Genomic DNA, 25,637 nt, shown 5'->3' with positions numbered 1-25,637 from the left:
TGTTCGTCCAAACGAAGGAAAAGAAATACATGGCCTTTTATAATGAGGATATAGAAAAAAAGGAGTGTATCCAAATGAGTATATTAGAAGCGAAAAAAATCCATAAAAGCTATGGTAATAAATTCAATAAACAAGAAGTATTAAAGGGTCTCGATTTAAGCATACAAGAAGGTGAATTCGTAAGTATCATGGGTGCATCCGGTTCAGGTAAAACGACTTTGCTTAATGTCCTTTCCTCGATCGATAAAATCAGCAACGGCACCATTACGATTGATGGAAGAGTGATTTCAGGGATGAAGGAAAAGAAGTTGGCCGAATTCCGGAAGAACCATCTGGGCTTCATCTTCCAGGAATATAACTTATTGGACACACTGACTGTCAAAGAAAATATCCTTCTGCCCTTATCCATTACCAAAACGCCCAATAATGAAGCGGCACAAAAGTTTGATAACGTGGCGAAAGAACTGGGCATATATGAAGTGAAGGATAAATACCCAAATGAAATTTCCGGTGGCCAAAAACAGCGTACGTCTGCAGCACGGGCTTTCATCCATGATCCAAGCATCATTTTTGCGGATGAACCGACTGGGGCGCTTGACTCCAAATCAGCTTCCGATTTACTGAACAAACTGAGCGAAATGAATCAAAAGCGCAAGGCGACCATCATCATGGTAACCCATGATCCAGTGGCGGCCAGTTATTGCAGCCGAGTCATCTTCATTAAAGATGGGCAAATATATACACAATTGAATAAAGGTGAAGAATCCAGACAAACCTTCTTCAAGGACATCATGAAAACCCAAGGTGTATTGGGAGGGGTTCAAAATGAGCATTAATCAACTCATCTTTCGAAATCTGAAGAAGAATCTGAAGAACTATTATCTGTATGTGTTTGCCCTGGTATTCAGCGCTTCCCTTTACTTTGCCTTTGTCACCTTGCAATATGACCCATCGCTGGATGAAGCGGAGGGTACGGTGAAAGGGGCCGCCTCCATCAAGGCTGCATCGATCCTGCTTGTTGCGATCGTTTCCATATTCCTATTATATGCAAATAGCATTTTCTTAAAAAGACGCAGTAAAGAAATTGGCTTATTCCAATTGATAGGCATGACCAAGAACAGGATATTCCGTATCCTGAGTGTGGAAAACCTGATCCTTTATTTCTGTTCCGTATTCCTGGGGATCTTTGTAGGGTTTGCCGCTTCAAAATTGATCATCATGATACTATTTAAAATAATGGGTGTCCAGGCGATCGCGACCCTTAAATTTTCTTTTCAGCCGCTTGTGCAAACCATTCTCGTTTTTGGCGCCATCTATCTTGTCATCATGTTGATGAATTATGCCTTCATTAAAAGGCAGACCATCTTATCATTATTTAGAGTGAATTCAATGACGGAAGGAAAAGTGAAAAAGGTTTCGATGTTCGAAATGATCATAGGGATATTCGGAATCATCCTGATCATTGCCGGCTATGTCGTTTCATCCAAATTATTCGATGGAGCTTTTTCAGAGATGACCGAGCTTTTTATGGCCATGGTCTTCATTCTGGCATGCGTCATCATCGGTACTTACCTATTCTATAAAGGATCCGTAAGCTTCATCTTTAATATTGTCCGTAAAAAGAAAAATGGATATTTGAACATCAATGAAGTATTGTCCCTTTCATCCATCATGTTCCGGATGAAATCGAATGCGATATTATTGACGATCATCACGACCGTTTCGGCTTTGGCGATTGGGTTATTATCATTAAGCTATATCTCCTACTACTCTGCGGAGAAGAGTGCACAAAGCAGTATCCCTACCGATTTTTCCATGACGGATATGAAAGATGCGGATGCATTCAAAGAAGCTTTATCAGACAGTAAAATTGATTATGACGAAAAGGTGATCGATGTCATTCAAGTGGATGTCAATGTAAAGGAAATAATGGAAACCAGCCTGGAAGGAGTGAACTTCGATCCGGACATCATGACCGTTCCCGTCATCAGTGATGAATCCGTTAAAGGAATCAACCTCGCTGAAGACGAGACCCTTTTCAGCGGATACAGTAATATGATGGAGAAAGTCATGTCCTTGAAGGAATCCGGAAAGATTGAACTGAAGGGAAAACACGCAGTGATTCCGCAAACATATATGGGATTGAATGATGATACCTTCGTGTCTTATTACTTCACGAACGGCGGATTGCCCGTTGCCATTGTAGACCAAACGATATTCGACCGTTTGAAAAAGGATGTCGACCCGAAAATCCAAAAAGTATCATCTGTAAATATCGGCATTGATGTGAGAGATGAAGCTGAACTTGAAAAAGCGAATGATCTATTCAATAAAATGGGTTTCAAAGAAGAACATGTGAATGATTCCCAATTAGAAATGTTCAACACCCAGAAGAAGAATATGGGCCTTATCATGTTCATCGTCGGATTCTTGGGATTAACCTTCCTCATCACATCCGGTTGTATCCTGTATTTCAAACAAATGGATGAAAGTGAAGGTGAAAAATCCAATTATACCATCTTAAGAAAACTAGGATTCACGCGTGGTGACTTACTCAGGGGAATCCAAGCAAAACAAGTTTTCAATTTCGGCATTCCTTTAGTCGTCGGGCTGCTTCACAGTTATTTCGCAGTCCAATCAGGATGGTTCTTATTCGGGACCGAAGTTTGGGCACCGATGATCATCGTCATGGCATTATACACGGCATTGTATTCGATCTTCGGAATCCTATCCGTATTCCATTACAAGAAGGTCATTAAAGAATCTCTATAAGCTGCCAAAAGCTCCAGGGCCCATGAGGCCCTGGAGCTTTTGGACTGTGGAAAAATCCGAAGAAGTTCCAGCTGTTTTCGGAAATCCGCTCCCTTTCCGCCGACTGTCTGCCAAGTCTCCTGCCGCAAGCATCTAGCGGGGGCCTTGGCTAGCCAGTCATTCGGCAGGAGTGTCGCAAATTTCTTCGATCCAATCGGATTCAACATGGTTCGGGATGAAACATTTCGAACCGGCTTTCAGTTTCCGTTTCCTTTAAAGTACCCCAGCCGGTTTCATCATTTCCCTTGATCAATTCCCTGTTGCGCTTTTTAAAGATATCATTATGGGAAGAAACCATCCCCACTCCGTGAGCGTCAGGCTGGATATATTGCTTTGCTTTGTTTACGGCATTTGCTGCATCTTGAAAAGTACCTGCTATCAGGTTCAATTTACCTTCATGCTGTAAGATATCACCGGCAGCGTATATTCCATCCATCGAGGATTCACTTGAAGGAGTACCTTCAATATAATAATTGTCGGCTATGGCAATATCCACTTTACTATGTCGAAGCAGCGACGTATCACGCTCATAACCATGATTGATGATGACTTCATCGATCGGCAAGTAAGAAACCTCTCCCGTTGCGTGATTCGTCAGTTCAACATGTTCAATCGATTCATGATCAGCACAGGCGATCAGTTTTGTAATCGTCGTATTCAAGAAACAAACAGCAGAGCTTTCCATCAATTGCCTTGCTTGTGATTCATGACCTGCTAAACTATCTTTCCTGTACGTCAGATACACCTTTTTGGCGATGGGCTCCAATTCATTTGCCCAGTCTATTGCAGAATTCCCGCCGCCTGAAATGATCACCGTCTTATCCTTGAAACGATTGAAAGACTTAACCGTATAGTTTAAATTGGAGACTTCAAACCTTTCAGCCCCGTCTATTTCCAACTTTTGCGGATTCAGAATTCCGCCGCCAACCGCGACAATGATCGTTTTGGAAAAGTGCATTTGCCCTGAAGCGGTATGTAAAACGAAGATACCTTCTTCATTGCGTGTGATTGATTCCACTTTTTCATTCAAGACGACTGTTGGATTGAATGTTAAACCTTGCTCCACCAGCTGCTCAATTAATTTTTCCCCAGTAGTGGGTGTCAGCCCTCCTACATCCCAAATCATTTTCTCTGGGTATACATGAATTTTCCCGCCTAGCCGTGGCTGGTATTCAATCAGTTTAACTTTCATTTCTCTAAGTCCGCTATAAAAAGTGGAGTAAAGGCCTGCTGGCCCTCCTCCAATTACCGTTACATCAAATAAATCTTGCCGTTCCATTTACGTCCACTCCCCGGCAATCAAATGTGATTGATTATCATTCTCAATTAATCGTACACTCTTTTCTCACTTTTTACAATAAGCAGTCGTTAAATAACTCTGTTAAATTTCAAAAAAACGATTCAGTATACACGTATGAATGAGTTGAAAAAAAGCGAATGTAATGCTGTTCAGCGAAGTGGTAAGCGAAAAAAAGTGCAGCAACCCTTCATTCCTACTTAAGGACGAAAGTTGCTGCACTTTTTTTATACTGAATGTTAGCTTGAACGAGGTCTTTTCCCTTCTGCTATAAGAAGGTTGATGCGATCTATGAGTTCAGGTAGTTCCTCCATCGTTTTGATGGTAAAGTCTCCGTTTTGCATAAAAGGTGTCTGCGGAGGATATCGAGATTTTGATCATAGGGGGGGTAAAGTCAGGCGAAATGAACAATCCATTGTTGCGTTTGACTACTTATTCAACTTTAGTGAATTGAATATTTCAAAGCATTCATTTGTGCGAGTGGCATAACCGTTGAAAAAGGCATATCCGACTATAATTTAGAAGAAGCGAACACACGAAAAAAAATCATTGATTTATCCCAAGAAGTTTATGTTGCCGCTGACAGCAAAAAGTTCGGGAATGACGTGACCATCGGGATATCGTCACTGGATAAAATCGATTACATCATTACTGACGATCATTTACATAAAGATTTCATCTCTTCGTTTAAAGAGACCGACACACATTTAATTCTTTCTTAAAAGCAAGAAAAAACGGGAACTATACAGCAGTATAGTTCCCTTTTTTTTTGAGGGTTTTTAAAATTCGATTGTTGATTTCCTCTTCAGGCACTTGCTTTCCGCGGGCGGTCCAGAAAGCCTCCTCGGCGCTTTTGCGCCTGCGGGGTCTGCCCTGGACGCGCTATTCCCGCAGGAGTCTCGTACCTTCCGTTCCAATCAACTGGAATGTTTTTTTTAAAAAAACTGCAGGTAAACTCGCTTTTCTTTGAGTTTGTCGACCTAATGGGAATGGTCTCATCCCGAATCCCTTTCATGATTACCGAGGGGATTTTTACTACATTTTTAAAACAAAACTTGGTTATCCTTTATGTATTTTTAATGTTTTATATGATGAAAACTCTCTGAATTAAAGAAATTTGCGACACACCTGTCGAATTACTGGCTAACCGAGACGCAGGAGCTTGCGACGAGGAGGCTCGGCAGACAGTCGGCGGAAAGGGAGCGCATTTCTGAAATCAATTGGAACGTTTTCTTGAGGGTTTGTAAAATTCAATCATTGATTTCCACTCCAGGTACTCGCTTTCCGCGGGCGGTAAGGGAAGCCTCCTGGCGCTTTTTCGCCGAAGGGTCTCCCCTAGACGCGCTATTCCCGCAGGAGTCTCGAACACCCGCTCCAATCAACTTTGTTTTAAATTTTGATAGAAATCACCTTAGCAAATAACATATCCTATTTAAAGTTCCTTTCATGCAAAAGGAGCCATTCCTTTCTCCATAAGCCGCCCGCCTATACTGCTGCAGAAAGTCCACACATATGCTTACGTTTATATCAAGATGAATTTCTACTGGAACCCTGGATTTAAAGGAATGGTTGTGCTGGATTCCCGTTTAACGGTTCCGGACCAAATAAAAAATGCCCTTTCATATCAGGGCATTTTCATAATCCAATTTATTAATTTACGAATAGATATAACTTTCTATGATATTTCACAAATGCCTGTTGGTCCTTTTCCGTGTAGTCCATCCACTTCACTTTCTTGCATCTTTCCTCTAATCTCTCATTCAGTTCATCTTCTATTTCATTCATGAAACGAATGATTTCCCCATAAGGCATATTGAAATGACGGGCTGCGAGCCGGGGCGGGGAATGCTTTACCAGCAATCTCATGAATTGATCGACCGTGTCCGACTTCGAAGCAAGATAATCTTCTTCGTTCACGATGAATTCATACACTTGTTTTTTCACGCCAGAAAGTCTGGTCACTTCGTCGCGCAATAAAAACTCCATTAATCTTTCGTTCATATGGCTCTACCTCTAATTTGTTTATATTTAAATCCTTTAGATATGTATAAAAATCTATACTGCCCGATACCTCATTATGACATCGTAACCGCAAGCCAGCAAGCAATTCCTCCACCAACACACAAAGCGTAACAATTACGATTTATGATCCTTTTTTAAGTAAAATAACATGTATATGCCTTATAGTCAACGTTCGTGTTGTGTGACATCTTGGGATGCATATTAAGCATCCTTTATTGGCAAAATATGTTCGTGAACGAATGGATCAAATCTTTATTAATTTTTGTATATGTAAAGAGAATAAATTTGTTAAAATTTGATATAATAAATGTAATATTTAGTCAATTGGTATCTTTCCCTAGAATTTGCTTTTGCAAAGGGGTAGAATGAAGCTAATGACATCTTATTTTTTCTAAATGTTTCCGAGGAGTTATAGGGTGGGTATAGCAAGTACATAGTGACAGCTGAAATGCTGTCCGACATATCGGTTGTTTTCATTTGTTCAGAATAACAATGAAAAGAATAAGGAGTGATTTTTTGAAACCTTCAACAAATCGCATGTTAACCCGTATTAAATCCGTTTATATGTTCATTAGCAATAACGGTACGGTTTCTACTCAAGAGCTTGTAGAAGAATTTGGCATCACTCCTCGAACTGTGCAGCGCGATTTAAATGTCTTAGCATACAATGACCTTGTTCAAAGCCCAAGCCGAGGCCTTTGGACGACAACAAGTAAAAAGGTGAAGATGTCATCGTAAAAAGAACGACCACCCGAACAAGATCGATATGTAAAATACTTTGAGGCGGACAATATTGTCCGCCTCTTTTTTTTGTGTCCAGCTATCATTCAGTCGGTTGGCCCGCCTTTAACTGTTCAAGCTCCTCCGTCGTCAACTCACGGTATTCACCAAGCTCAAGTTCCTCATCAAGCTGTAAACTCCCCATGGAAAGACGCTTTAGGTAGACGACACGTTTGCCAACGGCCTCAAACATCCGCTTCACCTGATGGAACTTTCCTTCCATGATCGTCAGCTCGATATCCGATGTCAGACCTGATTTTAAAATGTTCAATTCACCTGGTTTTGTTTCGTATCCATCATCCAGGGTCACGCCGTTGCGGAATGCCTCGATATCCCGTTCCGTTACTTCGCCATCAATGACCGCAAAATATGTTTTAGGGACATGTTTCTTTGGGGAAAGCAGTTGGTGGGCAAGCTTTCCGTCATTCGTGATCAGCAATAAGCCTTCTGTGTCCTTATCAAGACGGCCTACAGGAAATGGCTCGAAAACCGAATCTTCTGGCTCCAGGATGTCGATGACTGTTTCTTGGTGTTTGTCTTCCGTTGCCGACAAAACGCCTGGCGGTTTATTCATCATTAAATATATGAATTCCCTGTATTCAACACGTTCACCATGAACCGTCACGATTTCCGTATCAGGGTCCACTTGTTCTTTCGGGTCCTTAAGCAGCCTTTCATTGACCTTGACGGCGCCGGATTTCAGGAGCTTTTTCACTTCTTTCCTGCTGCCATAACCAATATTGGATAAAATCTTATCTATTCTCATCGTTTCCTCCTAAAGCCTTTTTCAGTAAAAAGCCTTGCCCACTTTATGACAGGCAAGGCCAATATATTTTAATCTGGGGATTCACCATTCAATACCCTTTTTTTTACACTTCAAACCTCCAGCTTATAATCCTAATTTAGCTTTTAACCGATCGATCCGGGCACCGAACAAACGATGGGCAAGTTTGCTTTTCAAGGAAAGCGCCGCATAAATGAGAGCTCCAAAAATTGCACAAACGGCCACGATCAAAATCGCTTGGAAGCGCCCTTCCGTTGTAAGCCACAGCGATAATAAACTGAACATGCCCCATGCAGCCAGTCCCATTATCATTGAAAAAACAGTTATCAAAACAGATCTTCTGATGGTAAGGCTGTAACGATATCCAGTAAAGTAGGTAATGACATACAAATTCAGCAGCACAGCAGCCAAGTAGCCGAATGCCGTGGCATAAACGGATCCTTCCGTTTCAAACAACTTGATCATCGGGATATTCAAGCTCAATTTGATTAAAAAGCCAACAAGCAGGCTGAGCACCGTATATTTTTGCTGATTGATGCCTTGTAAAATGGCCGCCGAAACGGAAAAAAGCGCAAACAAGATGGAAACGGGCGCATATGCCTTCAGGACACTGATTCCAAGTGGATCATGGCTGTAAAAGGCACTATAGATTGGATCGGCTAGCACCGACATGCCAACGACCGCCGGAATTGTAATGAACAATAAAATTTGGAAGGCTTGGTTCAGCTGGCGGTTTAACTCTTCCGAATCCTCGCTTACATATGCCTTCGTCACCGATGGAAGAAGCGCCATCGAAAACCCGGTTGCAAGCGTCATCGGAATCAGGACAAGCTTTTGGGCATATACATTCAAAACCCCAAGGGCATCTTCTGCGACATGCTGCAACCCGATGGACGACATCGCCTTATTGAAAGACAATAGGTCCGCAAACTGAAACAATGGCATCGCGATTCCGACAAATATGAAAGGAATCGATGAAAGGAATATTTCTTTATAGATCTCCTTCAGGGAAATTTCCATCGTCCCCCGGTCTTTCTTCATCAAGCTGTCCAAATGGGGTTTTTGTTTTTTCCAATACCAAAATAACACCACTAAACCGCCGACAGCCCCGACCGTAGCCGCGAAGGTAGCTACTTGGATGGCTCTCACTAACTCTCCATCCAGGACATTCAAAACAACATACACACCAGCCAGAAGGAACACGATGCGGACAATTTGTTCGATAACCTGAGATATGGCCGTTGGTTCCATCGCTTCATGACCTTGAAAGAAGCCGCGGATGATGCTCATGAACGGTACAAAAATCAAGGCGAAGCTGACTGCCCGTATGATCTCCGTGACATCCCCGGCATCTTCCTGCCTGACCCCAAAGACTCCAGTAAACAGCGGGGCCATCGTATAGAGAATCAAAAATGCGAGAAAACCGGTGACAACCATTAATTTCAGGCTCGATTTAAATAACTTCTCACCGACGGCGTACTCCTCGAGCGCATTATACTTCGAAATGAATTTAGAAACAGCAAGCGGCATGCCTGCCGTTGCAAAGCTAATGAAAATGGTATATGGAACGTACCCATATTGATAGAGGGTAGCCCCTTTATTCCCAACCATATGTTCAAATGGGATGACGTAAAATAAACCAAGTATCTTGGAAATGATCGCTCCCAGCGTTAATATAAAAGCCCCTTTTAAAAACTTAGATGACATCTAATCCCTTCCTGCCTCTGTCAGTTACGTTTCACACGCTCTTTATCTTATCATATTAAAGTATTTTTTCTATAGAAAACTACACTCAAGTTTATCGTTTTCGAAGATAATACACAAACAAATAATTCCTTTTTGTCTACATTCGCAATCTGACGGGCTCTTGCTATATAATGAAGGGACTGAAAATGATAAAGTGGTGATCAATTTGAAATATGATGTAGTGGTAATTGGCGGCGGTCCTTCCGGATTGATGGCAGCAATTGCAGCCGGGGAAAAAGGTGCCCATGTCTTGTTAGTGGATAAAGGCGAGAAGCTTGGCAGGAAACTTGCAATCTCGGGCGGCGGACGCTGCAACGTGACGAACAGGCTCTCAATCGATGAAATCATTCAGCATATCCCTGGAAACGGGCGATTTCTATACAGTGCATTCTCAGAGTTCAATAATGAAGACATTATTCAATTCTTTGAAAAATTGGGCGTGGCTCTTAAAGAAGAGGACCATGGCCGGATGTTCCCTGTCAACGATAAAGCGCAAAGTGTCGTGGATGCCCTCCTGACGCGCCTGTCTAATTTAAAAGTAACGATCTATAAGAACTCTCCAGTTGCGGAAGTTCTCTATGAACATGGAAAAACAAGCGGTGTCCGGTTGAAAGATGGACAGACCATTGACACAGATGCAGTCGTGATTGCAGTCGGCGGGAAATCAGTTCCTCACACCGGTTCAACCGGAGACGGCTACGCATGGGCTAAAAAGGCGGGGCACACGATTACCGAACTGTTCCCAACTGAAGTTCCCGTACTCAGCCATGAAACATTCATTAAAGATCGAACACTTCAAGGCCTCGCACTTCGTGATGTTTCATTGAGTGTCCTCAACCCAAAAGGCAAGGCCCTGATCACACACCGAATGGACATGCTCTTCACCCATTTTGGCGTCTCCGGTCCTGCTGTTCTAAGATGCAGCCAATTCGTCGTGAAAGCGATGAAAAAATGGAACCTATCGGAAGTGACCATGAAACTCGATGCCCTGCCGGACCGAAACAAGGAAGAGGTTTTTCAAGACATCATGAAGGAAATCAAGGCCGAACCGAAAAAAGCCATTAAAAACACCTTAAAAGGTTTAGTTCCTGAACGATACCTTCACTTCCTGCTTGAGCGAAGCGGCATCGACCTTCAAGAACAAGGAGCGACGATATCAAATGAAAAAATCCGCCGCTTTGCAGAATTATGCAAGGACTTCCAATTCGGAGTACACGGCACACAGCCGCTCGAAAAAGCCTTCGTCACTGGAGGAGGCGTATCCGTCAAAGAAATACATCCAAAAGAAATGGCATCCAAACTAATGGACGGACTGTATTTCTGCGGTGAAATTCTGGATATACACGGATACACAGGCGGCTATAATATCACATCGGCATTAGTAACCGGAAGACTCGCCGGAATGAATGCTGCCATGTATGCCCGTTCATAATTCCTAAAAAGAGGCTGATCCGCTTGGATCAGCCTCTTTTAGATGCGATTCTGTAAGCCTATACATCCAATCGGTGTTTGTTAGGCATCCATTCCTGGTAGGCACCATTATTTCGGCCTTCATCGTACTCTAATGGCATCCGGAGCAGTTTTTGGCCGCAACCGCTCCGCCTCTTTTATCCGGCTTTCCGTTTAAAATATATCTGGATGATAACGAAAAGCTTCCAGGTCAATGGTATTCCGTTCCGTGAATGTGATGCCTTCACTCTCCAGCATCGCCTTCTGGTGTTCTGCGGCTCCCTCCGCTTTTATGCCGATTTCTCCCTTGGCATTGATTACCCGGTGCCAAGGAAGGTCATGTTTTTTGCTGCTTGAATGAAGGATCCTTACGACCTGCCGTGCACCGCGCGGACTTCCGGCGAGCTGTCCAATTTGACCATATGTCATCACCTTACCGGAAGGGATATGTTGTATGATATTAATCACCCGTTCAGTAAAACTGTCCAAATAACTCGCCCCTTTTTTTCTATCCGTTTGCCAATATCGTAATTTTTTCATCGGTTACCAGGACTCCATGATGCTCGATCAAGTTTGTTTTAAGCTCGGCAGGCACTCTGCAGTCATCGTACGCACAAACTGAAATCAATCCCCTTTCCTTGATCAGTTTGTCGATCCCTTTTTCATATTTGCCTATCGCTAAGCTGACTTGATCGTCATGGCCCCATTCAACATGGCCCCATGTCCGCACGTGCTGTTTACGTTCAGTGTATGTATCGATATTTTCCAAGAAATAATTAACCATCGTCGAAGGATGGAAGTCTCCATGAAAACAATAAAAATCAAAATTATTCATAAGATGCACTTGCTCCAATTGCTCCTCATTTAAATGAAGCTGCAATTTCTTGTACACGAAAGGAAAGATACGGTCATTTTCGACGACCAGGATATGGTCTCCCTGTTCAACACCCGCAATGATGAAAGTTGCCTCATTTTCAATGTAGGCTTCCAATTCATTAAAACAGTATAAAATATGGCCACCATCCGATTGCTGTATATTTTCTATTAGTTGTTTCATATTGTTATCCAAAATGGATCTCTCCTTTAAATACACCAGTCCGCTCAATGTATTATGTATAACTTTACCCATTATCTCCTTGTTTGTAAAATTCATAGAAGAATATAATCAGTTTTTCCTATTGTCAACTGCTATGATCTGGAATTTTGTCGAGTCGAATTGAGGCCGCTTTTAGTCCACTCATTGTAAGACCAAGGCAGCCCCATTCAGCAGATTCCGTTCTTCATGCATTTTCCCTTTTGATGTTCACCATTAAATCACAGGATAATACGGCACATAACGCGGGTTATAATAATAGGGCGGTCTTGGTCCTATGAGCGGCAATTCAAAGGCATTTGGGTTGGAATCATATAACAACTCCACTTTTGCATCCGATTGTTCGACCAATAATAACTTCACTTCTTCGCTATAATAATAGGGCATATAGGGGCCTCCAAAAACTTTTTTCTACCCTTCAGCATATTCGAGCTGCACGGCAACGAGCCCGTCCCCATACATGTTCTTCATGCACGGCATATATCTGATCATCATAAAGTAATCCGACTAAATCCTTTTTTAGGAGGACTCCTCATGGCAGAAGATAAGAAAAAGAAATCATCCGATAAAGGCTATCCCATGCATCCGAATTATGGAAAGATCACTCGTTATCAAGACGTTCCCATCACAGTTCCGGAGCAACGCCAATTCCGCCAACCTGGTGTAGAAAAATTAATGGTGCCCCGGCCCATCATTGAAAATCCCAATTATAGGGGCAGCGGGAAATTAACGGGAAAGGTCGCATTGATAACTGGCGGAGACAGTGGGATTGGCGCTGCGGCTGCCATCGCTTTTGCTAAAGAAGGCGCAGATGTTTCCATCGCTTATCTGGATGAACATGAGGATGCCAATCGGACTAAAACGAGAATTGAAGAGCTTGGACAACGTTGCTTACTGCTGCCTGGTGACTTGAGGGATAAGCAGCAATGTATCCATATCGTGGAAAACACCATCGAAACATTTGGAAAGCTCGATATTCTTTGTAACCATGTGGGTATTCAATTTCAGCAATTAAGCTTGCTTGATATTACGGATGAGCAATTCGATGATACCTTTAAAGTGAATATCTATTCCCACTTCTATACGACCCGTGCTGCCCTTCCCCATTTAAAAGCTGGGTCCTCCATCATTAATACATCTTCTGTCGTGACGTTTAATGGGAATAAGCAATTAATTGATTACACGGCGACTAAAGGGGCCAATATCGGTTTTACCCGTGCCTTGGCAAACAGTCTTGTCGATCAAGGCATCCGGGTGAACGCCGTTGCGCCCGGAAGGTTTTGGACACCCCTCATCCCGGCAAGTTTCTCGGCAGACGAAGTGACACAAGTCGATAACCCGATGGAGCGTCAAGGCCAGCCATTTGAACTGGCTCCCACCTTTGTCTATCTCGCTTCTGATGATTCCCGTTTTGTGACAGGACAAACACTTCATGTCAACGGTGGGGAAGCGACATCGTCCTAATTTCCACATCGAATATGCCCCCTTCCCAGGAAGTCAGGACGAAAAAAAGACTACCTTGGATTGCCCGCGTTGCAGCAATAGGTAGTCTAATATTGATTATAAGGCCAGCCGGCCTTTATTTTTTTTTATAGATGATCATCGCACTGAAACAGTAGATCTGTTCCTCTTCCTCTTCACCTGTAGTGGCGACATTGTATTTGATATCGACGATTTGATTATCACGAATGTCTTCCAGGAAAAAGTTCATTTCATCCTCTAAATCCTTTTCATGCTCATAATCAAATAATTTGACTTGTATCATCGGCTCTCCCCGCCTTTTACTATAATGATAGTTATTGTGCAGGATGCCCATTTTTCATGATGATTATACTTGATTTGTTTGTAAAGCGGATAATATTGCAACCACTTCTTCCCCGACTTCTTCTGTAGAAGCAGCACCGCCCATATCAGGAGTCAGCGCCTTTTTATCGATCATCAACTGTTCGATTACGTCCAACACTTTTGCACCCCAAACCTCGTGCCCAAAGAAATCGAGAATCTGACTGGCGGACCATATGGCCGCAAGTGGATTGGCGATGCCTTTATGTGCTATATCCGGGGCTGAACCATGAATCGGTTCGAACATTGAAGGGTAAATCCGTTCCGGGTTTAAATTGGCACCTGCCGCCAGTCCCATCCCGCCTGCAATGGCAGCACCTAAATCCGTGATGATGTCACCAAACAAATTGGAGGTGACAACGATTTGAAACCGTTCGGGCTGTTTGACAAAATACATGCTCGCTGCATCGACCAGATAGGAATTCGTTTCTACTTCCGGATACTCCTGTCCAACTTCTTCAAAAACCTGATCCCAAAAAACCATTGAATAATTCAATGCGTTCGCCTTGCTTATGCTCGTTAGCGTCCTTCCCGTCTTACGCGCCAGTTCATACGCATAACGGATGATCCTCTCCGTTCCTTTTCGTGAAAAAACCCCCGTCTGCAGTACCACTTCTTCTGGCTTGCCTTTAAAAAGCCATTCACCGGCACCGGAATATTCCCCTTCACTGTTTTCACGGATGACAACCATATCGATTTGGTCACGAGTCACGTCTTTTAATGGACAGGGTGCACCTTGAAGCAATTTAACGGGTCGAACATTCACATATTGGTCAAATCCCTTTCTGATTTTCAGCAGAAGTTCACGTAATGAAATATGGTCCGGGACACCAGGATAACCGACCGCTCCAAGATACACGGCGTCAAACTTCATCAGTTGTTCCAGTCCGTCGTCGGGCAGCATTTTGCCGTGCTCAAGATAATATTCACAGCCCCATGGAAAATATGTGAACTGGAAAGAAAAATCCCCGGCAATTGCAGCCACTTCTTTAAGTACCTTTACACCCTCATTAATCACCTCAGGGCCTATCCCATCACCCGCAATGACCGCTATTTCATGAACATTCATGCTTCAACTCTCCTTTTTCTATATTTTCTGATTTCAGCACCCTAATTTTAACATATAACTTTTGCATCCCCAGTCAGGAAAGGTTCATACAGAAAAAAGAGCCCTTTCATGATGAAAGGACTCTTTTTTTCACGCCTTCAAATATGCGCGTCTTTCCGCATATTCACGGCATTGTGAACAAACCATGATCTTTTTTCTTTCTTCATTCAAATAAGCCGTCATACTCTTGGATTTACGCTTACAAAAGTAACAGGTTTTTTTGAAGAACTTCACTTAACGATGACTTCGCCGTCCCATTCAAGCATTCCGCCAACCATGTTTGCCACTTTATATCCTTGTTCCTGAAGATAATGGCATACATTTTCACTGCGGCGTCCTGAACGGCAGATAAAAATATATTCTTTTTCTTTATCAAAATAGTCAAGGTTCGCCGGGATATCATTCATGCGAATATGTTTCGCGCCTTCGATCATGCCCTCTTGCACTTCTTCGTCTTCACGAACATCGACAAGTTCCATCGCTTCGCCTGCCTCAAGCTTTGCTTCCACTTCTTCAGTTGTAATGATTTTGATTTCTTCCATAATTAGCACCTCGAATTATCGTTTGATTTATCTTTTTCATTATAGCAAAATTTCCAGTTAAACATCACGTAATGGATTCGCGTATGCAAATTCCCTCATGCACTGAATGAAAAAACGCCAGTGAATATATTATTCGCCGGCGTTTTAAGGAATAAATTTGTATCAATGCTTGAATCCCAGTTGGTATTGTTTTGGGATCTCCGTTTTTTTATTCAAAGCTTTAGATGCTTCCAGTGCCCAATAAGGGTTTCGCAGCATTCCTCTGCCGACGGCAACCAAATCCGCTTCTTCATTACCAATGATCGAATTAGCAAGAATCGGATCATCTAATCGACCTACAGCAATCACCGGAATATCCAAAGCTTTTTTGATTTCCCTGGCCAACGGCGTTTGATAGCTAACATGCGTACCAGGTCTTCCGTCTGCTCCAATCGGGCCTTCTCCTCCAGAGCTTACATGGAACATATCGACGCCTGCTTCTTTAAAGACTTGTGAAAATGCAATGCTTTCTTCAATGCCATATCCGCCTTCAACATATTCTTTTGCAGAAATGCGCATGATTAAAGGCATGTCGGCAGGCATTTCGCTTTTCACTGCTTTAATGACTTCCACTCCGAACTTGGTCAGGTCCCTTCCATATTCGTCATCACGTTTATTCGTAAGCGGTGATGTGAATTGGTGGATTAGATACCCGTGTGCACCGTGTAATTCGATTACGTCAAATCCTGCTTGAACAGCCCTTCTGGCCGATGCCCGGAATTTATCGACCATTTCCTTCACTTCTTCCGTTTCTAAAGCTCTTGGTGTTTTATACGTCTCATCAAAGGCGATGGCTGATGGTGCCACCGGAGTTTCGGCATCCTCCGCTTTACGGCCTGCATGGGCAATTTGTATCCCGATTTTTGCACCGTATTGATGAACTTCCTTAACGATGTTGGAGAAAGCTCCAATTTGATCGTCGGACCATAATCCAAGATCGCGATTCGAAATGCGCCCATCAGGCTCCACATCGGTCATTTCAACTATAATTAACCCCGTGCCGCCAACTGCCCTGCTTACATAATGCTGCTGATGCCAGTTTGTTGGTATACCATCTTCCGCTTCGACGGAGTATTGGCACATCGGCGGCATGACGATCCTATTTTTAAGTTGAAGTTCTTTTATGCGATAAGGTGAAAATAAATCATTCATAATTTTTATCTCCTTTTTCATATAATGCATGCACATGCATTTATATCATCTCAGTAATACCGTGTCAACTAATCAGATTCCCGAAGCTGTCATTGTAAACGCCATCGAATGTTGGTACAGCATTTCCATCCCCAACAATGCGGAAATCCAATAAAAAAGAGAAAGACGGATATCCCGTCCCTCTCTTTCATACGTGATTAAAAGTCGAAATTATCAGGATCTGGACCAACACGGTGATTCTGATTCAATCCATCAATTTGGTTCATTTCTTCTTCCGTCAATTCGAAATCGAATACAGATGAGTTTTCTACAATACGATGTTCTTTAGTGGATTTTGGAATCGTTACAATCCCATTTTGTAAATCCCAGCGTAAAATGACCTGGGCAACAGATTTGCCGTGCTTGGTCGCAATTGCTTGTAAAACGTCATTATCCAGAAGTTCACCTTGCATCAATGGTGACCATGCTTCAAGTTGTATTCCTTGTTCCTTACAAAATGCCTGAACTTCTTTTTGAGTTAATCGCGGATGGCATTCCACTTGATTGACCATCGGCTTCACTTCTGCATCTTCCATTAAATCTTTAAGGTGGTGAATCTGGAAATTGCTCACACCGATCGCTTTCACTTTTCCTTCTTTATAAAGAGTTTCCAACGCTCTCCAAGCTTCTTTATATTTCCCTTTCACTGGCCAATGGATAAGATATAAATCCAAGTACTCCAAGCCAAGTTTCTTTAAGCTTTTTTCGTAAGCCGCAATTGTCGATTCATATCCCAAATCGGCATTCCAGACTTTTGATGTTACGAATAAGTCTTCCCTGGAGATTCCAGCTTCTTTCAATCCCTCACGGATCCCTTGTCCAACCCCTTCTTCATTTTCATAAATGGCAGCCGTATCGATACTGCGATAACCATGTTTAATGGCCACTTTAACTGCATTTACCAGCTCAGGTCCTTCTTCCACCTTAAATACGCCCAATCCGAACCAAGGCATTTTAACGCCGTTATGCAATGTTGTTGTATCTTGTAAATTTTTTACCATTATCATTCTACCTCCAAATTTTTTCTTCATTGTTTTTATAGATTGTAATGCGCTTAAGTATCAGTATCAGTATCAGTATCAGTATCATTACATCCCTTCAAGGAACCTTCCATCATTCGCTGAAGGGATGCAATGATACTTGGGTTTTTGATACTCTATACGCATAGCATGCTTTTTCTAACATGCATCACTTTTTTAATCCTATGCTGGTTTGTCCATTCCCTTGGTACGGTCTCTACTTTCCAAGGCCCGGCTCCACCCTGTTAAAATCACTGCTGCAAACACCATGACTCCACCTATCCACGCTGTATGGATCAGACCGATCGAATCCGTAATCACCCCTCCTAAGTAGGCACCAATGGCGATTCCTGCATTGAAGGCGGCAATATTGATGGCTGACGCCACGTCCACTGCACTCGGCACGAAACGCTCGGCTAACATGACGACATACACTTGAAGCCCCGGAACATTCATGAATGCAAACAATCCCATTAAAATGATCGTAATTAAACCAGCGATCTTAAACGGTGCCGTGAAAGTCAACACCACAAGTACAATGGCCTGAATAAGAAACATATAGAATAGGGCATTAATAGGATTGCGATTGGCTAATTTCCCGCCAAGGGTATTGCCTATTGCTATCGCTACTCCATATACTAGCAAAATCAAGGCCACAGTTCCTTCTTTAAACCCTGTCACTTCCTGAAGTAATGGCGACAGGTACGTGAAGACGACGAATGTACCTCCATACCCTAACGCTGTAATGATGAATACTAGCAGCAATCGGCCATTTGTCACCAATTTGATTTGGTCACGGAAAGTGGTCCGTGCAGCTTTTCTTAAATCGGATGGAACGAGGATGCCGTTCCCTATGAAAGCAATCAAGCCGATTGCCACAATGATGATGAAAGCGAATCTCCAGCCGAATTGCTGACCGATGAAGGTTCCAAAAGGAACTCCGGTAACCGTTGCCACCGTCAGACCTGTAAACATGATGGCGATGGCACTCGCCCTGCGGTTTTCAGGGACCAAATCTGCCGCAATCGTAGCGCCGATTGACATGAAGACACCATGTGCAAGCGCTGAAATAACACGTGCGATCAATAATACACCGACCGAGGTCGCAGATGCCGCTAATGCATTTCCGGCAATGAACACGACCATTATCCAAAGCAATAAAGTCTTTCGCGACATATTCGATGTCAGGGATGTCAGGATAGGTGCCCCGAACATGACCCCCAAGGCGTATAAGGATACCGTCAACCCCGCCGTCGTCACTGTAATGTGTAAATCCTTGGAAATGAGTGGTAATAATCCCACGCTGATGAACTCAGTTGTTCCTATCGCAAAGGCACTGATCGCTAAAGCCAGCAATGCCCATGTACTTCTATTTTTACTTGAAATCATATCCTCTTCTCCTTCTCGTCGTTTTGTACTATCATTGAAATTGCCTAAGCAACTTTTTTATATATGGTACAGTGGAATTCGGTGTGCAAATGTTATTATGAGATATAATACAAATAAAAAACAGTACGTACTTTAAAGTAATATAGGTACCTTAAAGTTCCTATAAAATAAGGAGGTATGCAAATCATGCAAAAAAAGAAGTACAATATATCAGTTGAAGCAACCCTGGAAGTACTGGGCGGGAAGTGGAAATGCGTAATCCTCTGCCATCTGACCCACGGAAAAAAGCGGACTAGTGAATTGAAGCGCCTTATGCCGAACATCACCCAAAAAATGTTGACGCAACAATTGCGGGAGCTGGAACAGGACGGTGTCATCAATCGGATCGTTTACAACCAAGTCCCTCCAAAAGTGGAATATGAACTAAGTGAGTATGGACAAAGCCTGGAAAGTATTCTCTCCGCACTATGTACTTGGGGGGAAAATCACATAACCAGAGTGTATGGAGATAAGTTTTCCGTTCTAGAGGAAAGTGTATTGAATGATCAATTGAAGTAATTCCAAACAAAAAAGATTAGCTCGAAGTGGCTAATCTTTTTTTGTTTATAATGAATTCTCCTAAAAAAATTTCACCATCGTACCATCCGTTTTATTCCCCTCCTTATTATTGGTATAATATGTAATACCACAGCATTTAAATTTTTTATTTTGTAAACGAAGAAGTATAATGGTGGAACCAAGGAGTGACATATGAGAGTCTTATTAGAATTGATACGCATCATATTAATTTTCGGGATAGCCGGAACAATCATTTCGATCATTGTAAACGGCATATATATAAACTTAGGAGTCAATATGAATCAGTATGGCTGGCTAGGCTCGATTGCGATCCTGATTTTATTATTCGTCTGGTATAGAAATAAACTTCAGTTCAGTGGCTGGTATTCGGGAAAAGGGAAGGAAAAGCTACCAAAAATGGCCTCACAAATACTCATTCTGTGTTCACTGTTTTTGTTATGTGCCCCACCTGTCTTAAGTATGCTGCAGATGATCTTTCAATAATCGGGATTCTATATCCTAGATAGAGCAGGAGTGAACGATTTGCGGAAATTGTTTAATATTGTGGTCCTCATACTCCTACTCAGTGGACTTTGGTATGGATATGGTAAAGATATTCAGGAGTCTGGGTTCAAAGCGGGGGTTGGTGCCTTTGCATCCGATGTTCGTTCCTTTATAAACGGGCCAGAGGTTTCGACTGCCTTGGAAAAACTGAGTACTGGAATCAGCAGCCTGATTGGCTCGCTGACGGAAACATTGAATACCGCTTCTGAAAAAGAATCGCAGGAAACGGAAAAAGTGGAAAAACCAGCACTGGAAGCACCTGCTGATGCATCATTTTCAGTCCGTAATATCGAAATGGGCGATACGAAAGCTGATGTGGAAAAAATGGCAGGTGAAGCTAAACGGAATACGCGGAATGAATATGGTGTAGACTGGTTTGCCTATCACGAAAATTATCAAAATTTCTTCATGGTTGCCTACGATAACAACAATAAAGTTGTTGGTTTATATACGAACCAAGATTTGATTTCTTCAAAGGAAGGCATAAAACGCGGCACTCCCAAAGAAACCGTGACTGGGAAAATGGGTGAGCCTGTAACAAAACTGCTCAAGGGAAACGTCTATTACCAGATTCGAAGTGACAGCGGCGAATACGATATGTTTGAAATGGATAATAGCTATGTGACCATTTTTTATGACAAACATGAGAAAAATACAGTCACAGCAATCCAAATCATCGACGCAAAACTCGAAAAGCAAAAAAGCGGCTATTTTGCAGAAGCCGGCCCCGGATTAAAGAAGGGCTTTGAATATCAATTATTCGATTTGACCAATGCATCACGGGTCAATCATGATCTCTCCGTGCTTTCATGGGATAAACAAGTGAAGGTCACTGCACAGGATCATAGTGCAGATATGGCCGTGAATCAATACTTCAACCATACAAACCTTGAAGGGGAATCACCTTTCGACCGGATGGAAGATGACAAAATCAAATTTCGAATGGCGGGGGAAAATCTGGCTGCCGGTCAGAATAGCAGTATCTTTGCCCATGAAGGCCTAATGAATTCCATTGGACACAGGGAAAACAAATTACAGAAGGATTTTGAATCGCTCGGTGTCGGAATTGCCTTCGATGAGGAAAATAAACCATATTATACGGAGAACTATTTGACGAAATAAAGTAAAAAGCTGTGCATGGGAAAATCCAGCACAGCTTTTTTCATACAGAGAGGGCATCCATTTATAATTATGGATGCCCATGTTTTAAATCACCAAACGAATAGTCCAACGACCATGGCACTTAGCAAGGAAACAGCCATCCCGCTAACCAGCAGCTTCCAAACATTCCTTCCGATAATGTTCGATTTCTCATCATTGAGGATGGAATTGAATGTTCCATAAATCATGCCCACTGTACTGAAGTTGGCAAATGACGTCAGATAAGTGACAGCCACAGCAACTGTATGCGGAGACAGTGTACTTACTTTATCTTTTAAATCGAGCAAGGCAACGAACTCATTTGTGGCAAGCTTGATTCCCATCAATTGAGCGACGTACATGGCATCATGTCCAGATAATCCAAGCAGGAATGCAAATGGACTAAAAATGACAGAGAAAATCTTTTGAATGGTCAATCCATCCACGAAGAAACCGAAAATGCCGTTTACGCTGGCCGTTAACGCCACATAGCCGATAACCATTGCCATGATGACGAATACCATTTTGGCCCCAACCAACATACTGTTGGAAATGGTGGAAAAGAAATCTTTACGTTCCTCTTTAGAAGGTACATAAACGACGTCTTCTTCTTTACTGACATCGACGGGATTCAGCATGTTAGCTATCAGCAAGGCATTTAAGCAGTTCAAGGGAATCGCTACAAAAACATAGGTTGCCGGTACCATGGACAGGTAGGCTCCAATGATTGAACCACTGATGCTGCTCATGCTCATGATTCCAAATGTCAAAAGACGCTGATCCTTAATCGCACTGAGTTGAAGGCGGAGAACGGCAAGTGCCTCGGTATTTCCTAGGAACATCATCTGAATCGAAAAGAAACTCTCAAGTTTTGGCAAACCGGATACTTTTGAGATGAGCCACCCCACTTTATCAATGATCCAGGTAAGTATACCGAAATACGATAAAACATCAAAAAACGTGATAATGAAGATAATTGGCATCAATGCGCTAAAAAAGAAATCCACTTGTTCATTTGCCATAAGTGAAGGAAAGACAAAAGAAATCCCTTCATTTGCACATTCAATCAACCAGGTGAAGAATGAAGCGATCAGATTGATGACCCATGCCCCAATTTTAGTCGATAACATGAACCATGTGATAAGAAATTCAAGAACCAGCAAGGTAAGAATGGCTTTCCACTTAACGTTCCTTTTATTAGGTGAACATAGGTAAACGATACCCATTACGACTAAAACACCTAGTATATTCAATAAGAAATACATGATTTCATCCCCTTTGGATATATTATTTCCCATTCATATTTTTTATATAAAAAGCCCTCACCTTTTTACACTTTCAGCCGCAGGAAGAAAGTGTGAAAAAGTAAGAGCCTTCATTGAAACCTGTTATGTGGATCAAGCTTTTTCTTCAAGCGAACCAACATAACCCTGTTCATCTCTTCTATTTTCATACTTCCTTGTAGTCCGGCATTACGGCTGCCAGGTAGAAACTATCAGACCATCATCACTGATATTATACAAGGATATTTTTTAAATAAATTTCTCAGGAAAGATATCATTTTAAATCAGTTTATTTTTAATTACAATACGTTTTACAGTTGTTATATTAATATAAATTTTTAGAAAACAGTTAAGAAAGTCTCCCAGGGTCCAATGTTGGGTAATACTTATGAAGGTGGCTTAAATTTAAACGGCCCATCTAAAGAGGTCATTAAATAAGCCGCCAGTGTGATAATCCTTGTTTCAATTCATCATACTAACTATTACATCTCCTTTATAGGAAATAAGGACGTGAATTTTTTGTGGATTTTTTTAATAGCCAGGAAACTCTTACTGCAATTCAGTGGACTTTAAGAGCCATTGTATCTTTCTTCTTCTTACTTTTTTCGGTTAAATTGATGGGGCAACGGTCTATTTCCCAGTTAAGATTACTTGATTTCATAATGGCATTAATTATTGGAAACATTCTTGCCCACCCTTTGTCTGATGAACAGTTAGGTTTGAAGGGCTCAATGATTACGACCTTTGTTTTAGTGATTTTATATATAATTAGTGTGTTTACGGGTCTTAAGTGGGGCAAACTCCGAAGGTTTTTTGACTCCGCCCCCTTTCCGCTTATCGAAAATGGACAAATCATTTACAAAAGCTTAGTAAGGGCCCGAATCTCCATCGATTTTTTATTATCGGAATTAAGAAAAGAAAAAGTCGAAGATATTCAAAAAGTGTCCCTCGCACTATGGGAACCGGGTGGTACCATTTCATTGTTTTTATACCCTCAGTATGAAGCAGTAACCCCAGCAGATATGCACCTAGCAACAAATGCCTTCATTTTTCCTAAAACGATCATTAAAGAGGGAAAGATTGATTCTAAAGAATTAAATCGGGGCGGTAAAGACGAAGCATGGCTGAAAAACAGAATCAAAATAACATATAATGCCGACGTGAACGATATTTTATTAGCAACTCTTGATAATAACGATAACGTAAAGGTCTTTTTCTACAAATAAATTCTTAAGAACACTTCCATAATCACTTTTGCAGCCAAAATAAAACCCCCTCAAGTATATAGTGTAAAGCTTACATATGAATGTAGGCTCCTTACACGTTCAACTTTAAGGGGATCATATGATAACCGGCGGTCTTCTTCAAGAAAACTCGCTTATTACTCCGACCAATTCAGTGTATTTAAGAACTTATACACATCCTCATACACCTGCTCACGTTCCTTACCCAAAGTGATAATATGACCGGATTTTTCATACCAGATCAAGTGTTTATGCTGCGTATCAACTTCATTGTAAATCGCTGAAGCACTCTCCGTATAGTCGGGATCATCCAAGCGCCCTTGTAAAACAAGAGTTGGTGATGTGATTAAATCTAAATTTTCACCTGTCTCATTTATCATATTCAACACATCTTTTAGTTGAGGCATAGGCTCTTCTTCCAGCAGCTTCACTTCTGCAGCAATTTGGTCTGCATCTTTGCCCTCAAACTTCTTATAAGCCTGTGCATAATTGAGCAAGCGGTTCTTTTGTCGATCGATACTTTTTCCTTGCGTCGGAGCGCACATTGAAACTACCCCTGTTACAGGCAATTCAATTCCCACTTTTAACGAGAAAACTCCTCCTAAAGAAATTCCTACAACTGCAATTTCCTCATAGCCTTCTTCTTTAAGGAATTTATAGCCATTAACTACATCTTCCCACCATTCCTTTGGACCCGTTTTAACAAGTTCCTCGGCTGATACTCCGTGCCCACTATAAAGAGGTCCGTGGCAAGTATAGTCGAGATCATTCAAGTATTTTCCTAACTTCTTCATATCTCCTGTACTTCCGGTAAACCCGTGAAGTAAAAGAACAGCTCTTTTTCCACCTCTGTATGTGAATGACTCAGGTGCTTTCACTTTCATCTATCTAGGACCTTCTTTCTCTGCTCTTGTTAATAAATAGAATCTATATGATTTTCGAAAAAAAATCAATTAATACCCCTTGAGTAGGGATTCTTCTATCCTATTCCGTATTCTCATTAAAACAATTAAATCATGTATATAGTATCGTTACCACACTCTTCACAACTCATCCGTTCCGAAGCACATTTTACTATGATTAAATTTATTTAGCAATCGTCATTTAACCATTTTTTTAAAGAAAAGTAAAATGCACCTTGTGATACGATGTACAACGTATTACACTTTAAAAATGAAAAGGAGGAGAATCTATTTGGATAAAGAACTAATGAAGGGAAGCATTGACCTCCTTTTGCTTTCACTTCTTTCACAAAAAAAGCTATACGGCTATGAAATCACGAAGATCTTGAAGGAAATGAGCTTGGGCAAATATCAAATAAGTGAAGGCACCCTTTACTCCGCCCTGAAACGGTTAGAAAAAAAAGAATTCATAAAAGGCCATTGGAAAGAGTCAGAATCAGGCCGCAGGAAATATTATCATGTCACCGAAAATGGACAAACCGAACTTGACCGGAAACGAGAATGCTTTTTCTTCCTGGAAAAATTAGTACGGAAAAGCGCAGAGCAATTCTAAACAAAATAAAAAGCTTCCTGCACCCATTATTGGAACGGCGCAGGAAGCTTTTTTTTGCTATTTACCCGTTAGTTTGGGCTGTACTCATGAATTTGCGCTGTTTACTCGTGAGTTCTGCTGTTTTACTCGTGAGTTTGCGCTGTTTACTCGTGAGTTTGCGCTGTTTACTCGTGAGTTTGCGCTGTTTACTCGTGAGGTTCTGCTGTTTTACTCGTGAGTTT

Annotated in this window: 25 protein-coding genes, 1 pseudogene and 1 riboswitch; of the genes and pseudogenes, 11 read left to right on the top strand and 15 right to left on the bottom strand. The window is 41.9% G+C overall.

Going from position 1 to position 25,637, the window contains the following annotated elements:
- Nucleotides 1-74: 74 nt before the first annotated feature.
- Complete coding sequence (locus tag QFZ73_RS18105) at nucleotides 75-836, top strand: ABC transporter ATP-binding protein (RefSeq protein ID WP_251429926.1); 762 nt, start codon at nucleotides 75-77, stop codon at nucleotides 834-836.
- Entirely contained in the window at nucleotides 826-2,772 is a 1,947-nt protein-coding gene (locus QFZ73_RS18100) for an FtsX-like permease family protein (protein WP_307269032.1), read from the top strand. The genes QFZ73_RS18105 and QFZ73_RS18100 overlap by 11 nt, the downstream gene beginning before the upstream one ends.
- Nucleotides 2,773-3,055: 283 nt before the next feature.
- On the opposite strand, the pseudogene QFZ73_RS18095 reads toward QFZ73_RS18100, so the two are convergent.
- Nucleotides 3,056-4,090: pseudogene (locus tag QFZ73_RS18095) on the bottom strand (NAD(P)/FAD-dependent oxidoreductase); the annotation flags it as partial.
- A 467-nt stretch (nucleotides 4,091-4,557) separates the two neighbouring features.
- On the opposite strand from QFZ73_RS18095, the gene QFZ73_RS18090 reads away from it, so the two are divergent.
- Nucleotides 4,558-4,830, top strand: coding sequence for a DeoR/GlpR family DNA-binding transcription regulator (locus QFZ73_RS18090; RefSeq protein WP_307272887.1), 273 nt, complete (start codon nucleotides 4,558-4,560; stop codon nucleotides 4,828-4,830).
- Between the two features lie 928 nt (nucleotides 4,831-5,758).
- On the opposite strand, the gene QFZ73_RS18085 is transcribed toward QFZ73_RS18090, so the two are convergent.
- Nucleotides 5,759-6,109, bottom strand: coding sequence for a hypothetical protein (locus tag QFZ73_RS18085; RefSeq protein ID WP_207440067.1), 351 nt, complete (start codon nucleotides 6,107-6,109; stop codon nucleotides 5,759-5,761).
- A 537-nt stretch (nucleotides 6,110-6,646) separates the two neighbouring features.
- Between QFZ73_RS18085 and QFZ73_RS18080 the strand changes: the two genes are divergently transcribed.
- Nucleotides 6,647-6,868, top strand: coding sequence for a DeoR family transcriptional regulator (locus tag QFZ73_RS18080; RefSeq protein ID WP_034309346.1), 222 nt, complete (start codon nucleotides 6,647-6,649; stop codon nucleotides 6,866-6,868).
- 85 nt (nucleotides 6,869-6,953) lie between these two features.
- On the opposite strand, the gene QFZ73_RS18075 is transcribed toward QFZ73_RS18080, so the two are convergent.
- Together QFZ73_RS18075 and QFZ73_RS18070 are read right to left on the bottom strand one after the other, a co-directional pair.
- Nucleotides 6,954-7,676 (bottom strand): pseudouridine synthase, encoded by a 723-nt coding sequence (locus tag QFZ73_RS18075; RefSeq protein WP_307269027.1) that lies wholly within the window; start codon nucleotides 7,674-7,676, stop codon nucleotides 6,954-6,956.
- A gap of 123 nt (nucleotides 7,677-7,799) precedes the next feature.
- Nucleotides 7,800-9,401 (bottom strand): putative polysaccharide biosynthesis protein, encoded by a 1,602-nt coding sequence (locus tag QFZ73_RS18070; protein ID WP_251429903.1) that lies wholly within the window; start codon nucleotides 9,399-9,401, stop codon nucleotides 7,800-7,802.
- Nucleotides 9,402-9,606: 205 nt separating this feature from the next.
- Between QFZ73_RS18070 and QFZ73_RS18065 the strand changes: the two genes are divergently transcribed.
- The gene (locus QFZ73_RS18065) at nucleotides 9,607-10,872 is read left to right on the top strand and encodes a BaiN/RdsA family NAD(P)/FAD-dependent oxidoreductase (RefSeq protein ID WP_144477186.1); all 1,266 of its coding nucleotides are present in this window, start codon (nucleotides 9,607-9,609) and stop codon (nucleotides 10,870-10,872) included.
- Between the two features lie 191 nt (nucleotides 10,873-11,063).
- Here the strand turns inward: QFZ73_RS18065 and QFZ73_RS18060 are convergent, their stop codons facing one another.
- The 3 genes from QFZ73_RS18060 to QFZ73_RS18050 all read right to left on the bottom strand — a co-directional run bounded on the left by QFZ73_RS18060 (nucleotide 11,064) and on the right by QFZ73_RS18050 (nucleotide 12,369).
- Complete coding sequence (locus QFZ73_RS18060; RefSeq protein ID WP_307269020.1) at nucleotides 11,064-11,429, bottom strand: MGMT family protein; 366 nt, start codon at nucleotides 11,427-11,429, stop codon at nucleotides 11,064-11,066.
- Nucleotides 11,398-12,018: an MEDS domain-containing protein gene (locus QFZ73_RS18055; RefSeq protein ID WP_307269017.1), complete on the bottom strand. Its 621-nt coding sequence runs from the start codon at nucleotides 12,016-12,018 to the stop codon at nucleotides 11,398-11,400. Before QFZ73_RS18055 ends, QFZ73_RS18060 begins: the two co-directional genes overlap by 32 nt.
- Before the next feature lie 180 nt (nucleotides 12,019-12,198).
- Nucleotides 12,199-12,369, bottom strand: coding sequence for a hypothetical protein (locus tag QFZ73_RS18050; protein WP_251429898.1), 171 nt, complete (start codon nucleotides 12,367-12,369; stop codon nucleotides 12,199-12,201).
- A gap of 147 nt (nucleotides 12,370-12,516) precedes the next feature.
- Here QFZ73_RS18050 and QFZ73_RS18045 point away from each other — a divergent pair, with 147 nt between their 5' ends.
- Nucleotides 12,517-13,446 (top strand): SDR family oxidoreductase, encoded by a 930-nt coding sequence (locus QFZ73_RS18045; RefSeq protein WP_307269010.1) that lies wholly within the window; start codon nucleotides 12,517-12,519, stop codon nucleotides 13,444-13,446.
- Between the two features lie 115 nt (nucleotides 13,447-13,561).
- Here the strand turns inward: QFZ73_RS18045 and QFZ73_RS18040 are convergent, their stop codons facing one another.
- From QFZ73_RS18040 to QFZ73_RS18015, 6 genes are all read right to left on the bottom strand, one after another.
- On the bottom strand, nucleotides 13,562-13,747 hold the full coding sequence (locus QFZ73_RS18040; RefSeq protein ID WP_048682016.1) for a sporulation protein Cse60: 186 nt from the start codon (nucleotides 13,745-13,747) through the stop codon (nucleotides 13,562-13,564).
- A 63-nt stretch (nucleotides 13,748-13,810) separates the two neighbouring features.
- A complete protein-coding gene (locus QFZ73_RS18035; protein WP_251429894.1) occupies nucleotides 13,811-14,893 on the bottom strand; it encodes a tartrate dehydrogenase in 1,083 nt (360 codons plus the stop codon).
- 269 nt (nucleotides 14,894-15,162) lie between these two features.
- Entirely contained in the window at nucleotides 15,163-15,474 is a 312-nt protein-coding gene (locus QFZ73_RS18030) for a rhodanese-like domain-containing protein (protein ID WP_034309364.1), read from the bottom strand.
- A 162-nt stretch (nucleotides 15,475-15,636) separates the two neighbouring features.
- The gene (locus QFZ73_RS18025; protein ID WP_307268995.1) at nucleotides 15,637-16,665 is read right to left on the bottom strand and encodes an NADH:flavin oxidoreductase/NADH oxidase; all 1,029 of its coding nucleotides are present in this window, start codon (nucleotides 16,663-16,665) and stop codon (nucleotides 15,637-15,639) included.
- A gap of 197 nt (nucleotides 16,666-16,862) precedes the next feature.
- Nucleotides 16,863-17,705 carry an aldo/keto reductase gene (locus QFZ73_RS18020; protein ID WP_307268992.1) on the bottom strand — a complete coding sequence of 281 codons (843 nt, stop codon included), beginning with the start codon at nucleotides 17,703-17,705 and terminating at the stop codon, nucleotides 16,863-16,865.
- A gap of 201 nt (nucleotides 17,706-17,906) precedes the next feature.
- Nucleotides 17,907-19,112 carry an MFS transporter gene (locus tag QFZ73_RS18015; RefSeq protein ID WP_251429886.1) on the bottom strand — a complete coding sequence of 402 codons (1,206 nt, stop codon included), beginning with the start codon at nucleotides 19,110-19,112 and terminating at the stop codon, nucleotides 17,907-17,909.
- 186 nt (nucleotides 19,113-19,298) lie between these two features.
- On the opposite strand from QFZ73_RS18015, the gene QFZ73_RS18010 reads away from it, so the two are divergent.
- The 3 genes from QFZ73_RS18010 (at nucleotide 19,299) to QFZ73_RS18000 (ending at nucleotide 21,356) form a co-directional block, all read left to right on the top strand.
- Entirely contained in the window at nucleotides 19,299-19,670 is a 372-nt protein-coding gene (locus tag QFZ73_RS18010) for a winged helix-turn-helix transcriptional regulator (protein ID WP_063232600.1), read from the top strand.
- A gap of 192 nt (nucleotides 19,671-19,862) precedes the next feature.
- The gene (locus tag QFZ73_RS18005) at nucleotides 19,863-20,174 is read left to right on the top strand and encodes a hypothetical protein (protein WP_307268986.1); all 312 of its coding nucleotides are present in this window, start codon (nucleotides 19,863-19,865) and stop codon (nucleotides 20,172-20,174) included.
- A 39-nt stretch (nucleotides 20,175-20,213) separates the two neighbouring features.
- Nucleotides 20,214-21,356 carry a CAP domain-containing protein gene (locus tag QFZ73_RS18000; RefSeq protein ID WP_307268984.1) on the top strand — a complete coding sequence of 381 codons (1,143 nt, stop codon included), beginning with the start codon at nucleotides 20,214-20,216 and terminating at the stop codon, nucleotides 21,354-21,356.
- An 89-nt stretch (nucleotides 21,357-21,445) separates the two neighbouring features.
- On the opposite strand, the gene QFZ73_RS17995 is transcribed toward QFZ73_RS18000, so the two are convergent.
- Nucleotides 21,446-22,639, bottom strand: a complete 1,194-nt coding sequence (locus QFZ73_RS17995) for a NupC/NupG family nucleoside CNT transporter (protein WP_144477206.1) — start codon at nucleotides 22,637-22,639, stop codon at nucleotides 21,446-21,448.
- 177 nt (nucleotides 22,640-22,816) lie between these two features.
- Nucleotides 22,817-22,917, bottom strand: a riboswitch (purine riboswitch).
- Between the two features lie 261 nt (nucleotides 22,918-23,178).
- Here QFZ73_RS17995 and QFZ73_RS17990 point away from each other — a divergent pair.
- Nucleotides 23,179-23,883 (top strand): DUF421 domain-containing protein, encoded by a 705-nt coding sequence (locus QFZ73_RS17990; RefSeq protein WP_307268978.1) that lies wholly within the window; start codon nucleotides 23,179-23,181, stop codon nucleotides 23,881-23,883.
- Nucleotides 23,884-24,038: 155 nt separating this feature from the next.
- On the opposite strand, the gene QFZ73_RS17985 is transcribed toward QFZ73_RS17990, so the two are convergent.
- The gene (locus QFZ73_RS17985; protein WP_307268974.1) at nucleotides 24,039-24,785 is read right to left on the bottom strand and encodes an alpha/beta hydrolase; all 747 of its coding nucleotides are present in this window, start codon (nucleotides 24,783-24,785) and stop codon (nucleotides 24,039-24,041) included.
- Between the two features lie 310 nt (nucleotides 24,786-25,095).
- Between QFZ73_RS17985 and QFZ73_RS17980 the strand changes: the two genes are divergently transcribed.
- Entirely contained in the window at nucleotides 25,096-25,416 is a 321-nt protein-coding gene (locus QFZ73_RS17980; protein ID WP_251429874.1) for a PadR family transcriptional regulator, read from the top strand.
- The last annotated feature ends 221 nt before the right edge of the window (nucleotides 25,417-25,637 follow it).

The organism is Peribacillus sp. V2I11 (assembly GCF_030817135.1).
GTDB classification, from domain to species: domain Bacteria; phylum Bacillota; class Bacilli; order Bacillales; family DSM-1321; genus Peribacillus; species Peribacillus simplex.
The sequence above is the reverse complement of the archived record's forward strand: the minus strand, read 5'-3'. Positions and strand labels throughout refer to the sequence as shown.